The organism is uncultured Sphingomonas sp., assembly GCF_913778135.1.
Classification (GTDB): Bacteria; Pseudomonadota; Alphaproteobacteria; order Sphingomonadales; family Sphingomonadaceae; genus Sphingomonas.
In genome coordinates this window covers 1-12996 of sequence record NZ_CAJYVU010000144.1, presented here as the reverse complement: position 1 = coordinate 12996, position 12996 = coordinate 1, and the positions used below count along the sequence as shown (strand labels likewise).

Below are 12996 nucleotides of genomic sequence, written 5' to 3'. Positions count from 1 at the left end.
CCGCGCCAACCTCAAGCTGAACGCCAGTGCGGCAACGGGTCGCTCGATCAACGCGGGCGGCACGGTGAATGCGTCAGGCGCCGATTACGCCGAGTACATGACCAAGGCGGCCGGGTGCGGCGCCATCGCGAAAGGCGACGTGTGCGGCGTTGATCGTGAGGGCAGGCTGACCCGCACGTGGGCGGACGCGCTGCGATACGTCGTCAAGTCGACCGACCCGTCGCTGGTGGGTGGCGACACTTGGGCTGCGCACCTGCCGCCTAAGCCGGAGGAACCCGGCGCCGAGCCGACAGCGCCGATCGCGCCGGGGCCGATGCCGTCTGGTGAGGATGAAGCGGCCGAGCAAGCACGCGCGGCATGGCGTGACGAGGTCGAGCGTTATCATAGGGCGCGGGCAGAGTCGGATGCCGCGCACGCTGAATGGTCGGCTGCAAACGATGCGTACCAGATCGCGCTCCCGATCTGGGAGGCTGAGCTTGAGAAGGCGCGCACCTGCGTCGATCGCATCGCCTTCAGCGGACAGGTGCCGGTGAACGTCGACGCTGACACGCTCGCGGCGTGCGACGCGGCGCTCGCCGATGGCGTGGCGGTCTACCTCGTCGCGAGCGCGCGCGGCGCTGGCATCGGCGTCACCGCAGTGCGCGAGGTCGACATGATGCTCGCGCAGTACATGCGCCGGGTCGGCTGTGTGTGGGCGATCCGCGACGGTCGGCCGTGGGTCGACGTGCAGCACGGCTGAGCCGCGCGCCCTTTCTCCGGAGAGACATCGATGACTTTCGCATCTCTTGCGACCTTCACGGTCGCGAGCGGACCGACCACGGCTATCGCAGCCATCGTTATCGGCCTGCGCGTGATCGCCGCGACGCTGGCGCTCTACAATCTCTGGTGGTCAGCTTCAGGTGCGCTGGCCCTCATGCGCGGCCGCTTTCGCCCGCCCGAGATCTTCCTCTCGTTCGTGTTCTGGATGGCGATGGTCACGCTGGTCTTTCAGGCGTCGTACCTGTCAGGACAGACGGATTGGTGGAGGCTCGCCGCCTATACCGTTCTCGTGGTCGCAATGGGGCTGGCGGCGATCGGCTACGCGCAAGGTGCCAAGATGCAGGCGAGCGCCTTCTTTGATGCCTACGATCATCTCGGCGTTGCAATGTCGATCGTCGACCTAGCGCGGATAGACCCGGCTGCGGCGGCCGAGATCGCCGTTGAGTGTCGACGCCTGACCGCTGCGCGGATGCTGGCCCGTGGCTGACGTAGGCGAATTGGGAAAGTGGGGCGGCGCCCTCGTGGCCAGCGGCGCACTAGGGTGGGTCGGCAACGCCTTCGTCGAGTGGTGGAAGAACCGCGGCGTCGCAGCCGAGGCGCGCACGGCCGCTGAGGTTGATCTTGAGCAACACCGCGACGGGCTGACGTTTCAGCTGCTCGCCGCGTGCCGCAGCGAGATCGCCGCGCTCACGACGCAGATTGACCGGCTTCGTCCGATGGAAGCGGCGTTCTACGATCTTCAGCAAGCGCTTGAGCACATGGACGCGCTTCTGGTCACGCCCGCTGCCGACCGTGCCAGCGTGGAGCGGAACGCACGCGCCTTCCTCAACCGCATGCGTCGCAACGCCGAGGCGCGCGGCACCATCACGAACGAAGTCCAGCGCGCGGCAAGTACCGCCCGGCTGCTGACGGACGATTTGCCGCCGCCCGCTGCGGCCTGACCAAGGAGCATCGCATGACTATGACACGACGCCCCGCGCCGACTTCCGGTCGCGGGAAGAACCCCGGCGCGCTCGCCGCGTTGGCTGGCACCGCGATGGCGGCGCTGTGCACCACGATGGTCGCCAGCTGGGAAGATGGCCCTAAAGGCCCGGCGCTGGTGCCGTACCGCGACATCGTCGGCGTGTGGACGCAATGCAGCGGCGAGACGCTGGGCGTGACCGCTTCGTCGCCGCCCGAAACGCGGCAGGGCTGCGCGGTAAAGCTCGACAAGCGTTTGGCGGGCTTCGCGCAGGGTGTCGCCACCTGCACGCCGGGTCTGCGCGGTCACGATGCGCAATGGGCGGCCGCCACGAGTCTCGCCTACAATATCGGGATCGCCGGTTATTGTCGCTCGACGGTCGATCGGCGCTTTGACGCAGGTCAGTGGCGCGCTGCCTGCGACGCGATGCTGATGTGGGACAAGGCCGGCGGCAAGCGGGTGCAGGGGCTTGCCAATCGTCGCGCGGCCGAACGGGCGCTATGCCTGACGGGTCTACCCGCGTGACCCCCGCGCGGCTGTGGTCAGGCTTCGGCGAGATCGCGAAGCTCCTCTTGCTGCCGGCACTGTTGCTCGCCGGCCTCCTGCTGCTCGACCGATGCAGCGACAAGCCCGATCCGCTGCCTGGACAGACGGCACGACACGACGAGAAGGCCGCGGCCGCATCCGCCCAGGCGATCGGTGCGGGCGTCGTTGCGCGCAACGCCGACGCCACCATCCACGTCGATCTCACCACGAAGGAAGTGCACGATGCTTTTCAATCGCTCCCGCCCGCGGCGCCCACTGCTGAGCCTCGCGCTCTTCCTGCCGCTCCTGTCGACCGCCTGCGTGACCGCATCAACGAAGGCGTCGCGCGCGCGAATGGAGCGGCCGGACCTGCCGACCCGGCCGGCTGAACTCACGCGCACAGAGCGCCTGAAACCGCTATCGGCCGTGCCGCGTGCAGGTGACGAGGTAACGATCAGCCGCACCGTGTTGGAAGAGGTCTACACTCGCCTCGGCGAGGCGATCGGCGCGGTCGAACGCGGCAACGCGCGAACCGTTGGCAACAATCGCCTGTGGGCGTGTACGGCGGTCATCTTCACCAGCGGCAAGGCGTCGCCTGACTGCCAGTCCAGCCGCTAAGTCGATCAGGAACGAACGCGACCCCAGATGTCGTGACGCGGAGCGGCAGGCACGTCCTCGCCGCAGTGGCGGCATTTGACTGCCTCGGCGCGGATTGGCTCGGCACAGTAGGGACAACGGCGCATCTTGCCCGACTGAAGCCCGGCGCGAAGGTCTCGTTCTGCATTTCGCGGGAGGCTGGCGATCACGACCAGCGCGATCGGGCCGAACAGGAAGCCGAGCACCAGCCACAAGCCGCCCGAGCGGCCCTTGTTCGATGCGATGGCCGCGCTGCCGACCGTGAAGATGATCCAGAACAGGACCAGCAGAAAGATAGAGTCCAAGTCCGCCCCCGCGAAATGTCGTGAGGGGATAGGTCTAGGTGGATAGCGCGCGCAAGAGGCGCAGCGACTTCCTCCCGAGCAAGCATATCGAACACGTCCGCAGGCCGGCGCCGATCGCGTCGGCCGAGCGGGGGTGCCGTGCTAGGCACACGGCAACCGGCGGGTAGTTGGAACGTCCCCGTCACGCGCGGCTGGCCAGCCGCAACGCCCCGCACCTGCGCAACAGGCGGGGCTCTTGTGAGCATCAATCTTCATGGAGTCGAATCCTTGTGCATCGTCGTCGCTTGTTTTCAGCGGGGGCGCGGCCGGCGAAGTCGTCGGCTATCTACTCGAACCCTTTGCCGACCTGTTCGGCCGACGTGAGACGATCGGCTTCGGCGAACAGGCCTTTTACGTGGCGCTGCTCGATCGCGATCTAGCGAATGAGATCATCGTCGCCAATCATTACAGCAACCGCGTCTACAACGGCTCGACCCTTCACCTGGGGGTGTGGATCGGTGGTCGGATGCTCGGCGTCTTGCAGTACGGCTTCGCGATGAACCCGGCGTCCGCCGACAGCGTCGTCGCCGGCACTGGAATGACCGAATACCTCGAACTCAACCGCATGTGGCTGGACGATGCAGCGCCGCGCAACAGCGAAAGCCGTGCGCTATCGGCATCGATCCGGCTGATCCGCCGCATTCGACCTGCGGTTAGGTGGATACAGTCGTTCGCCGACGAGCGGTGCGGTCTGTTCGGGACAGTCTACCAAGCGGCAGGCTTTACCTTCCACGGCGAGCACCGCGGCATCTTCTGGGAACTTGACGGCGAGTTCTACCACAACACGTTGATGACGGCAGGAGGCAAGCGGGCAGAGTCGCCCAGAGCGGCCAAGCTGCTCGCGAACCGCGAGCGTGCGATCCGGCATGAATTGCGGCAGTTCCGCTACCTGCGATTTTTGAAGCCGCGGTTCGCGAAAGGGTGCCGGCATCCTATCCAGCCGTTCCCCAAGCCTGATTACGGATGATCAATTTACTGGTTGCTGCCTCACGCGAATGCAGCAACTGGTGACGAGCGGCCCGTCCAGCGGACGAGCGCGGTTCCCCCGCGTGCGAGGACGGTGCGACCCCGTCGGGCCGCTCCACCATCAAAGCGTCTTCGGCAGGTCCTGCAGGTCGACGACGCGAATGGACACTAGCTTGTCCTCGATCGCGCTGCTCGCCTCGGCGTAGAGCGCTTGCGCGCGCGGGTCAGTCTCGCGCACTTCGTCGAGGTGGACCAGGACGCGGCCGAGCCACTCGCTGTCGACGGCCATCTTCTTCGCTGGATCGCTCATGCGTCTTACTCCGCGTGATCGGTGCGACCGAGATTATGGATCAGTGGACAGTGTCCGCCAAGATGATTGCGTTAAAGCAGCCGGCGATCTCGCGCCAGCGGCGAAACTGCGCCGCGTCCTCGCGGGACTGCTCGATACCTTCGGCGATGATCCGCGCGACCGTCTCAGGGTCATCGTGAGCCAACAAGCCGAAAGCAGCGCCAAAGCCTTCGCGGCTGGTGTGGGTGAAGGGCGAATCGATCATGCGTCCATGATGCTCGCGCCGATCCTACAAAACCAGCCTTTTGTTCCGCTTCTGTTCTATGTCACATGGCGGCATGGTCGGCCCGCCCAAGACCCTTTACGATCTGCGACGCGTCGAGGCGGCGGTACGCTTGACGTGCCGGAAGTGCGGGCATGTCCGGCTCGTCGACCTGGAAGAGATGATCGGCACGCGCAGCTTTAATCGTCGCTCGATGGAGTGGGTCGCCGTCCAGCACGACCAAATCTGCAATCAAGATCGCTGCACGAGTCGATCAGTGCGGGTCGACGCTGTGCCATTCGGCGGTCAGATGGACGAACTGAAGCGTCGGCGCGCGCTGATGATCTCGATCGACCTTGCTCTGAAGATCGTCCAGCGGGGCGCCTATCCAAGCGGGCACCCGCCGCTGCCCGACGAAGCGATCCGGCTCGCGCTGCGTGTGCTGCACCCGCACGTGCGTAGCCTCGACACGCTGGCGGCATACTGGACCTCGTACAAGGCGACGGATCGCAAGGTGCATGAAGGACCCGCGAACCCGTACGCCCAGATGATCGCGGCATTGCTTAGAAACGGCTACGGCGTGCCGGCCGAGTATCGTACCATCGTGCCCGATGGCTGGTGGAAGAAGTGATCAGCGCGCGGCCGCTATGGCCGCGATCGTGATCGCCAGCAGCAGCAAGGCGAGCACAGCCAGCGCAAGGGTGTCGGGCAAGGCAGGAAGGTAGGAAAGGACGGGCGCGAGCACCACCATGTCACGCAGGTTAGCCGACGATTCCCTTTAGCCGCTCCAACGGTGCCCCGTTATCACAGATGGATTGAGAGTCGGAAGAATCTCTATCCGCATCTACTAATTGAGCAATTCTTCATTTGAAAGAGAGCAAGGAGTTTGCTCATTCCGGCTCGGATGAGTGATGGGTCACGAGAAAAACTATCGCAGCAGCTGTTTGATGAAGCTGATACGCAGCGAGGTGTTTATCCAATTGCCGCGCGGTCGACCCAGCACCATGCGCCCCCATCTTATTCCTGACAGTCCCTATTCCGCTATCGAGAAGCGACCTTAGGCCAGTGAATTGCGTCTGCATGTAGGAAGGAATGAATTCGGTAGAAAAGGCAGCGGCGACCAACTTGCCAACTGTGTCATTCGTTGAGATCGGCCAAGAACGCTCGGCACCAATGATCTTCAAAACGCTCTCAAACGCCTTTCCACAATCGACTACTGCGTCCTCGTACTCTCCTTTCCGGAAAGCTTCATGGGCCGAAAGGTATTCGTCGTTCGCGGACTTGAACGTTGGATCGCTGATCAGCGTTAAAGCAGGAACGACAACTTCGCTATGGAGAACGTAGTTGTCAACTTGCACCATCTCGTTGGATACGAACTCAAAGCCGAAGCCGGCCTCGAGCATTCGCGCATTGACCTCGGCGATTTGCCCATCTGCGTCGCGACCAATGCTTTTTCGATAACCGATCATGACCCTCAAGGACAATTCAATCCCGGTGATAAGGCAATCGAGGTCTTCCTCTGCAAGTAGCCAAGAGCAATACTCTGTGTCGGGGTCTTCATAGGACTTTGATAAGTGAAACACGCCTTTCTCTCGTCGCATCATGTCACTTAACGCATCCCAGTATCCTTTGTTGTTCCCGTAGTTGTGATATTGTCCTAAAGTTTCCTGCAGCACCTGCACGATCTGCACGCGTAGCTTGTATGGGACGTTCTCATATTGATAAACGTCAACCCGATCCGGGTTAGATAGCCGCTTTCTGCGGAAGTAGAGGTTGGGCAGCGTCACGATCAATCCAATCTACCGAGGCCGGGCCATACTGCTCGATCGCAACAGGCTAACTGGATCGGTGAGCCGTAAGCAATAGGACTGTCTGGGATTCGACCGCAGCCTTGCCGCGTCTCGTTATGGCGTCTTGTGAAATGCCTTCGAGGGCTACGTGTCAGCCACGCACATTGTCTAACCACGATCACAGGTTAGACGCGAAGGTCGCGCAACCCACTGTGATCAATGGTGAGTTTTAGAAGGTTGGAGGCCCGACCGGGATTTCCAGCCCTCTGTTGCTAAGGCCGCCTTGCGTAGCGAACCCGCGCACGTCACGATCTGAGGGTAGGGGGCGCGAAAAGTGATGGTCTCGTTTGGCAACTGGATAAGTGTGGTCGCCTGGGTGGCAGGCCTGTTGGTCTCAGCCGTTCTTGTGATCGGCGCGCTCGCTGGTGGGCTGTGGTTGCTTCGCAAGCTGATCGCGCCAAGCGAGTACGGCTCCTTGACGATGCTGCTGGCCGTGATCGGAGGGTTAGTCGCTTTATATCAAGCTGACGCAAACGCTCGTGAAAAGGTTGAGGATAAAGCTCGATCGCTCCAATTCGCGACTGAAACGGCGACCAAGCTGCTCTTCCTAGCCACATTCCAAGACCGAACCGGAGAGGTCGATCCGACCGTGATCGAACCAAGCCTCTTGGCCAGAACCCATTCCCGCGTTCAAGAATACGTAGCCGCGCTGAACGCGATCGATCCCAAGTCGCTGCCCACCGCGGCAACAATGGATAGCCTCTCTCGCGTGAAGGCAGCTGCCAAGGACGTGCTGCTGCACACTGATCAGGCTTTGAATGCAGGCAAAGCAGCGAACCTAGATTTTGACATCGCCATGCTCGGCAACGCGCTGGAGGAACTCCGTGTTCAGCGGGATGCTCTTTATCCAGTCTACAAAGTAGGCCCCATTGCGTGGGGCAAACTGCCTTCTCAAAGGTGAAACCGGCTTACCCCGCGTCCGCTAACCCATTGTATTCGCTTACTCGGATTTCAACCAAGCATGTGGTAAGGCCCGTTGAAAAAGCTGCACTTTTCGGCTCCACGGCTGAAGCACGGGTTCGATTCCCGTAGGGGTCACCAACTGCGTAAACGCGGCTTGGTGCATGTGTGTTGTCCAGATTGTCGTGGCGGCGACGAGCGGGAAGAAAACGCTCGAACATCACCTATTCAGTGTGAGGCCTTGTTGGCTAAATACCGTTATGTTCGGTGCTGGCCGATCGCATCCACGCGCCGAAACACAGCGGCCGCGCTCGTCGGCGCGGCCGCTCTCGTTCAGCGCTTCAGACGGGCCTTGCGCGCGGCGTAGCGAGCGTCGCGTGCCGCCTTCATCTCGGCCTCGGTCGGGACCTTGCGCATCTTTTGCTTGGCTTCCTCGGCCAGGCGCGCTTCCTCGGCGGCTGCTTCGCGGGCGGCCTTCTTCTCAGCAGCCGCCTGCTCGCGCGCGGCCTTCTTCTCGGCGCTGATGCGAGCCTGCTCGGCCGCGCGTGCCTCCGCGATCTTGCGCTGTTCGGCCAGCACCGCCTCGTCGACCGGCGGTTTCGCGCGCAGCTTCTCGATCGCGGCCTGCTTGGCCTTGGCGGCGAGCGCGGCGCGCTCCTGAAAACCCTGTTCCTTGAACGCAGCCATGAAGGTCGATGAATTCCTGATTGTTGGTGGGTGGGCCAAGAACGCGCGAGGGCGCGTGGCCGATGCGTGATATAGCGCAAGCGAGCGTTTTTGGCAAAAGATTGCGGTCCGATCGCCGCAGAACAGTCGCCAAGTACCGTTGCCCGGAGTAACTCGCAGTCGAATATTCACGGCGGACGTGGGCAGGCATCATGGTTCCCAGAGAGTTGATAGGCACCGCGCGCGTGCCCGGCGGAGAAGATTTTCGGCTGTTCCGGCGCGGCGCCGACTTCATGATCGTGCTTGATCGCAACGAATTGATGAACAGTCGGATGAGCGGGTCGGAGGAAGCGCTCGCCACCATGACGATCGATCGACTGGGTAGTCGTCCTGCGCCGCGGCTGCTGATCGGCGGGTACGGCATGGGCTTTACCCTGCGTGCCGCGCTGTCGGTTCTGCCGGACGATGCGCGCGTGACGGTGGCGGAGCTAGTGCCAGAGATCATCGCCTGGGCACAGGGGCCGATGGCGGCGCTGACCGCCGGCTGCCTCGACGACCCGCGCGTCGGTGTCGCGCAGATCGACGTGGCGGACATGATCGCCGAAGGGCCGGGCGAGTATGACGCCATTCTGCTCGACGTCGACAACGGACCCGACGGGCTGGTGCGCGCCGCCAACAACCGCCTCTACGCCATGCGCGGGCTACACCTGGCGCGCGAGGCGCTGCGCCCCGGCGGCGTGCTGGCAGTGTGGTCGGCGGCACCCGACGCCGCCTTCGCGCGGCGGCTGTCGTCGGCGGGCTTCGCGGTGGAGGAACGCACTGTGCGTGCGCGCAGCAACGGCAAGGGCGCGGTTCACACGATCTGGTTCGCGACCGCCGACTGATCGCGTCAGGACCTGATCAGGGTGCGCCGGTCTCGATCACAGTCACCTCAGCGTCGTGGCAGGCGCGGGCGAGTTCGGGATCGATCCGGTCGGTCACCAGATAGTCGATGTGGTCCAGTCCAGCGATCCTGACCGGGGCAGGGCGACCGATCTTGCTCGCGTCGGCGACAAGGATCACCTTGCGTGCGTGCGCGATGATCGTCTGCGACACGCGCACTTCCTCCACGTCGAAGTCAAGCAGCGTTCCGTCGCGGTCAATCGCGGAAGCGCCGATCACCGCGTGGTCGACGCGAAAGCCGCGGATGAAGTCCATCGCAAGTGCCCCGACCACCGCTCGGTCGCTGGCACGCACGCGCCCGCCGGCGGCGATCACCTCGACACCGTCGCGACCCGCCAGGATGTCGACGACATTCAGATTGTTGGTGATCACCATCAGCTCGCGGTGACTGACCAGCGCGCGCGCCACCGCCTCGGTGGTGGTGCCTATATTGACGAACAGGCTCGCGCCATCGGGCACCAGCCGCGCCGCCGCCGCACCGATTGCCGCCTTCGCCTCCGCCGCCACCGCCGCGCGGGTCGCGTGATCGAGGTTGCCGACGCCCGAAGTCACCACCGCGCCACCGTGAACGCGCGACAGCATCGCGCGCGCGGCGAGGTCGTTCAGATCCTTGCGGATCGTCTGCGGCGTAACGCCGAGCCCGGATGCGAGCGCCTCAACCGAGACGCTTCCGGTCTGGCGCGCGAGTTCGAGGATGCGGCGGTGACGATCGGCGGCGAGGTCGGCGGGCTGGCTCATTCTGCGGACAGGTAGGCGGTCAGCCGCGCCTCGGTCCCCTCGGGCACGTGAAGGCCGAGCTTGCTGCGACGATAGAGCACGTCCTCCGCGGTGCGCGCCCATTCCTGCGCGACGAGGTAATCGACTTCCGCGGTCGTTAGCCCACCGCCTAGATCCTCACCCAGACCGCCGTCGAGGACCCGGGACACCCGCGTCCCGTATGCGCGCGCCAGCCGTCGCAGCAGGGCAGGGGCAATATCGGGATGATCCTGCGTCAGATGCGCGAGAAAGCGCTCGAAATCGTCCATGTCGCCGCCGGGCAGCGCCGCGCCCGCCGTCCACGCGCCCTTCGCCTGCGGGAAGAACGGTGCAAGCTCGGCCAGCGCGTGCTCGGCAAGCTTTCGATAGGTCGTGATCTTGCCGCCGAAGATGCTCAGCATCGGCGCGCGGCCTTCGCCTGCGTCGAGGTCGAGCACGTAGTCGCGTGTCACCGCGGAGGCGCTGCCGGCCTGATCGTCGTAGAGCGGGCGGATGCCGGCATAGCTCCACGCCACGTCGTCGCGGGTCAACGCGTGCGTGAAATAGCGATTGGCGGTGTCGAGCAGATAGTCGGTTTCGCTCTCGCTGATCTGCGCCTTCGCGGGTGCGCCTTCCCACGGTTCGTCGGTGGTGCCGATCAGCGTGTACTTGCCCTCATATGGAATCGCGAAAACGATGCGACGGTCGGGGTTCTGCAGCATGAAGGCGTGGTCGCCTTCGTACAATTTCGGCACGACGAGGTGGCTGCCTTTGACCAGCCGCACGCCGCGCTCGCTGCGGTTCGCGCCTGTCCGCCCGATCACGTCGGCGACCCATGGGCCTGCCGCGTTGACCAGCGCGCGCGCACGCACCGCCTCGCGCCCGCGCTCGCTCTCGATCGTCGCGGTCCATTCCGCGCCGTCGCGCCGCGCGTCGATGAGCGTCGTACGGGTGCGGATGACGGCGCCGTGCTCGGCCGCGTCGCGCGCGTTCAGCACCACCATGCGGCTGTCCTCGACCCAGCAGTCGGAATAGACGAACGCCTTGCCGTTCGTGGCCTTTAGTCCGTTGCCGTAGATGGTCTCGCCCAGCTCAATCGTGTCGGTACCCGGCAGCTCATCTCGCCCGCCGAGGTGATCGTAGAGGAACAGGCCTAACCGAACCATCCAGGCAGGGCGCGGCGACTGCGTCTGCGGCAGCACGAAGCGGAGCGGCCAGATGATGTGCGGCGCCATCCGCCACAGCCGCTCGCGCTCGATCAGCGCCTCGCGCACCAGCCGGAATTCGCCATATTCTAGGTAGCGCAGCCCGCCGTGGATCAGCTTGGTCGAGGCGGAGGAGGTGTGGCTGGCGAGGTCGTCCTGCTCGACCAGCAGCACCGACAGTCCCCGGCCCGCGGCATCGCGCGCGATGCCAGCACCGTTGATGCCGCCGCCGACGATCAGCAGGTCGTAGGTAAGAGGCTCAGCCATGTCGCTCACTTTCGTTTCCACTTTCGTATGTAGGCGAAACGCGTCAAAGCGAAAGTGTTGACGCGAGTACGTGAAGCGCGCGACTGCTGCGGCCTGCGTGCATGAGAGGGTGAGCGATGGCGAAGACGCACATATTGGCGATCGATCAGGGCACGACCTCAACGCGCAGCATCGTCTTCGATGTGTCGGCTAAACGCGTCGCCAGCGCGCAGACCGAGTTCGCACAGCATTATCCCGCCCCCGGCTGGGTTGAGCACGATCCAGAGGACATCTGGCGCGACGTGCTGGCGACCGCGCGCGAGGCAATCGCGAACAGCGGCCTTGCAGCAGTCGACATCGCCGGCATCGGCATCACCAACCAGCGCGAGACGACGCTGGTGTGGGAGCGCGCGACGGGCAAGCCGATCCACAACGCGATCGTGTGGCAGGATCGCCGCACCGCCGACATCTGCGCGCGGTTGAAGGCCGAGGGCGCGGAAGACGACGTGCGCGCGCGCACCGGACTGCTGCTCGATCCCTATTTTTCCGGAACCAAGCTCGCCTGGATCCTCGACCACGTCGATGGCGCGCGCGCGCGAGCCGAGGCGGGGGAACTCGCCTTCGGTACGGTCGATTCGTTCCTGCTATGGCGGCTGACCGGCGGCGCGGTTCACGCGACCGACGTCACCAATGCGTCGCGCACCTTGCTGTGGAATATTCGCGAGGGCTGCTGGGACGAGCATATGTCCCGTTTGTTAAACGTACCGATGGCGCTGCTGCCTGAGGTGCACGATAACGCCCATATCTTTGGCCATACGGCAGACGGTCTGTTCGATGCGCCTATCCCGATCGCGGGTATTGCGGGCGATCAGCAGGCGGCGCTGTTCGGGCAGGCGTGCTTCGCGCGCGGCATGGCGAAGTCGACCTATGGTACCGGATGCTTCATGCTGCTCAACACCGGAGAGGAGGCGATCGCGTCGGAGAACCGGCTGCTGACTACCCCCGCTTACCGGCTGAACGGCCGCACGACCTATGCGCTGGAGGGATCGATCTTCGTTGCCGGCGCCGCGATCAAGTGGCTGCGCGACGGCATCGGCGTCATTACACATGCCAGTCAGACCGACGATCTGGCGACGCAGGTGCCCGACAGTCACGGGGTCTATATGGTGCCCGCCTTTGTGGGGCTCGGCGCGCCGCACTGGGACCCCGACGCGCGCGCCGCGATCTTCGGGCTGACGCTGGGTGCGACGCAGGCGCACCTTGCCCGCGCCGCGCTTGAGGCGGTGGGTTACCAGACGATGGACCTAGTTGAGGCGATGGTGGCCGACGGCAGCGCGCGTCCCGCGACGATGCGCGTCGACGGCGGGATGGCCGCCAACGACTGGCTGTGCGGCTTCCTCGCCGATCTGCTCGAAGTGCCGGTCGAGCGTCCCGACGATCTCGAGACAACCGCGCGCGGCGCGGCGTTTCATGCGGGACTGGCGACGGGCGTATGGTCTGGGCTCGACGAACTCGAACGGCTGTGGTCGCGCGAGCATTGCTTCGAGCCGAAGATGGCGGCCGAGGCCCGCGCACCCCTGATCGCCGGCTGGCGCGACGCGCTCAGGCGGACACTGGCATAGGCAGTGGATGTCCGCTTTTGCCCAAAAGCGAACGGAGCGTGGATCAATCGACTGGAGTCAGGATTGTCGTGGGTTCATCACGAGCAGC

General features: G+C 64.4%; 17 protein-coding genes and 1 pseudogene. 11 read left to right on the top strand and 7 right to left on the bottom strand.

The genetic code is table 11. The features are described 5' to 3' along the window. From QZ847_RS13215 to QZ847_RS13190, 6 genes and pseudogenes are all read left to right on the top strand, one after another. Window positions 1-739: pseudogene (locus QZ847_RS13215) on the top strand (hypothetical protein); the annotation flags it as partial. A 30-nt stretch (window positions 740-769) separates the two neighbouring features. Continuing rightward, window positions 770-1246, top strand: coding sequence for a hypothetical protein (locus QZ847_RS13210; RefSeq protein WP_294357177.1), 477 nt, complete (start codon window positions 770-772; stop codon window positions 1244-1246). A gap of 10 nt (window positions 1247-1256) precedes the next feature. Next, complete coding sequence (locus QZ847_RS13205) at window positions 1257-1700, top strand: hypothetical protein (protein WP_294357174.1); 444 nt, start codon at window positions 1257-1259, stop codon at window positions 1698-1700. Between the two features lie 14 nt (window positions 1701-1714). Beyond that, window positions 1715-2245, top strand: coding sequence for a lysozyme (locus tag QZ847_RS13200; protein ID WP_294357172.1), 531 nt, complete (start codon window positions 1715-1717; stop codon window positions 2243-2245). Further along, complete coding sequence (locus QZ847_RS13195; protein ID WP_294357170.1) at window positions 2221-2634, top strand: hypothetical protein; 414 nt, start codon at window positions 2221-2223, stop codon at window positions 2632-2634. The genes QZ847_RS13200 and QZ847_RS13195 overlap by 25 nt, the downstream gene beginning before the upstream one ends. Before the next feature lie 37 nt (window positions 2635-2671). Then, window positions 2672-2863 carry a hypothetical protein gene (locus QZ847_RS13190; protein WP_294357168.1) on the top strand — a complete coding sequence of 64 codons (192 nt, stop codon included), beginning with the start codon at window positions 2672-2674 and terminating at the stop codon, window positions 2861-2863. Window positions 2864-2868: 5 nt separating this feature from the next. On the opposite strand, the gene QZ847_RS13185 is transcribed toward QZ847_RS13190, so the two are convergent. Beyond that, on the bottom strand, window positions 2869-3186 hold the full coding sequence (locus QZ847_RS13185; RefSeq protein ID WP_294357165.1) for a zinc ribbon domain-containing protein: 318 nt from the start codon (window positions 3184-3186) through the stop codon (window positions 2869-2871). A gap of 394 nt (window positions 3187-3580) precedes the next feature. Between QZ847_RS13185 and QZ847_RS13180 the strand changes: the two genes are divergently transcribed. Further along, entirely contained in the window at window positions 3581-4192 is a 612-nt protein-coding gene (locus QZ847_RS13180) for a hypothetical protein (protein ID WP_294357163.1), read from the top strand. A 120-nt stretch (window positions 4193-4312) separates the two neighbouring features. On the opposite strand, the gene QZ847_RS13175 is transcribed toward QZ847_RS13180, so the two are convergent. Beyond that, a complete protein-coding gene (locus tag QZ847_RS13175; RefSeq protein WP_294357161.1) occupies window positions 4313-4501 on the bottom strand; it encodes a hypothetical protein in 189 nt (62 codons plus the stop codon). Window positions 4502-4541: 40 nt separating this feature from the next. Further along, window positions 4542-4745 (bottom strand): hypothetical protein, encoded by a 204-nt coding sequence (locus QZ847_RS13170; RefSeq protein ID WP_294357160.1) that lies wholly within the window; start codon window positions 4743-4745, stop codon window positions 4542-4544. Between the two features lie 274 nt (window positions 4746-5019). On the opposite strand from QZ847_RS13170, the gene QZ847_RS13165 reads away from it, so the two are divergent. Then, window positions 5020-5373, top strand: a complete 354-nt coding sequence (locus tag QZ847_RS13165; RefSeq protein WP_294357158.1) for a hypothetical protein — start codon at window positions 5020-5022, stop codon at window positions 5371-5373. 259 nt (window positions 5374-5632) lie between these two features. Here the strand turns inward: QZ847_RS13165 and QZ847_RS13160 are convergent, their stop codons facing one another. Beyond that, window positions 5633-6529 (bottom strand): STM4504/CBY_0614 family protein, encoded by an 897-nt coding sequence (locus tag QZ847_RS13160; RefSeq protein ID WP_294357156.1) that lies wholly within the window; start codon window positions 6527-6529, stop codon window positions 5633-5635. Window positions 6530-6866: 337 nt separating this feature from the next. Here QZ847_RS13160 and QZ847_RS13155 point away from each other — a divergent pair, with 337 nt between their 5' ends. Continuing rightward, complete coding sequence (locus tag QZ847_RS13155) at window positions 6867-7493, top strand: hypothetical protein (protein WP_294357154.1); 627 nt, start codon at window positions 6867-6869, stop codon at window positions 7491-7493. 332 nt (window positions 7494-7825) lie between these two features. Here QZ847_RS13155 and QZ847_RS13150 read toward each other — a convergent pair whose 3' ends face one another. After that, window positions 7826-8179 (bottom strand): DUF6481 family protein, encoded by a 354-nt coding sequence (locus QZ847_RS13150; protein WP_294357179.1) that lies wholly within the window; start codon window positions 8177-8179, stop codon window positions 7826-7828. Window positions 8180-8370: 191 nt separating this feature from the next. Between QZ847_RS13150 and QZ847_RS13145 the strand changes: the two genes are divergently transcribed. Then, window positions 8371-9042: a spermidine synthase gene (locus tag QZ847_RS13145; protein WP_294190176.1), complete on the top strand. Its 672-nt coding sequence runs from the start codon at window positions 8371-8373 to the stop codon at window positions 9040-9042. Between the two features lie 16 nt (window positions 9043-9058). Here QZ847_RS13145 and QZ847_RS13140 read toward each other — a convergent pair whose 3' ends face one another. Further along, window positions 9059-9838 carry a DeoR/GlpR family DNA-binding transcription regulator gene (locus tag QZ847_RS13140; protein WP_294357152.1) on the bottom strand — a complete coding sequence of 260 codons (780 nt, stop codon included), beginning with the start codon at window positions 9836-9838 and terminating at the stop codon, window positions 9059-9061. Then, window positions 9835-11307 (bottom strand): glycerol-3-phosphate dehydrogenase, encoded by a 1473-nt coding sequence (locus QZ847_RS13135; protein ID WP_294357150.1) that lies wholly within the window; start codon window positions 11305-11307, stop codon window positions 9835-9837. Before QZ847_RS13135 ends, QZ847_RS13140 begins: the two co-directional genes overlap by 4 nt. Window positions 11308-11423: 116 nt before the next feature. Between QZ847_RS13135 and glpK the strand changes: the two genes are divergently transcribed. Further along, window positions 11424-12908 (top strand): glycerol kinase GlpK, encoded by a 1485-nt coding sequence (glpK, locus tag QZ847_RS13130; RefSeq protein ID WP_294357148.1) that lies wholly within the window; start codon window positions 11424-11426, stop codon window positions 12906-12908. The last annotated feature ends 88 nt before the right edge of the window (window positions 12909-12996 follow it).

Bases quoted from the DNA above. Each gene is read 5' to 3' on its own strand.
- QZ847_RS13210 (WP_294357177.1), top strand. From the start codon at position 770: ATGACTTTCGCATCTCTTGCGACCTTCACGGTCGCGAGCGGACCGACC.
- QZ847_RS13200 (WP_294357172.1), top strand. From the start codon at position 1,715: ATGACTATGACACGACGCCCCGCGCCGACTTCCGGTCGCGGGAAGAAC.
- QZ847_RS13195 (WP_294357170.1), top strand. From the start codon at position 2,221: ATGCCTGACGGGTCTACCCGCGTGACCCCCGCGCGGCTGTGGTCAGGC.
- QZ847_RS13175 (WP_294357161.1), bottom strand. From the start codon at position 4,501: ATGAGCGATCCAGCGAAGAAGATGGCCGTCGACAGCGAGTGGCTCGGC.
- QZ847_RS13170 (WP_294357160.1), bottom strand. From the start codon at position 4,745: ATGATCGATTCGCCCTTCACCCACACCAGCCGCGAAGGCTTTGGCGCT.
- QZ847_RS13150 (WP_294357179.1), bottom strand. From the start codon at position 8,179: ATGGCTGCGTTCAAGGAACAGGGTTTTCAGGAGCGCGCCGCGCTCGCC.
- QZ847_RS13145 (WP_294190176.1), top strand. From the start codon at position 8,371: ATGGTTCCCAGAGAGTTGATAGGCACCGCGCGCGTGCCCGGCGGAGAA.
- QZ847_RS13140 (WP_294357152.1), bottom strand. From the start codon at position 9,838: ATGAGCCAGCCCGCCGACCTCGCCGCCGATCGTCACCGCCGCATCCTC.
- QZ847_RS13135 (WP_294357150.1), bottom strand. From the start codon at position 11,307: ATGGCTGAGCCTCTTACCTACGACCTGCTGATCGTCGGCGGCGGCATC.
- glpK (WP_294357148.1), top strand. From the start codon at position 11,424: ATGGCGAAGACGCACATATTGGCGATCGATCAGGGCACGACCTCAACG.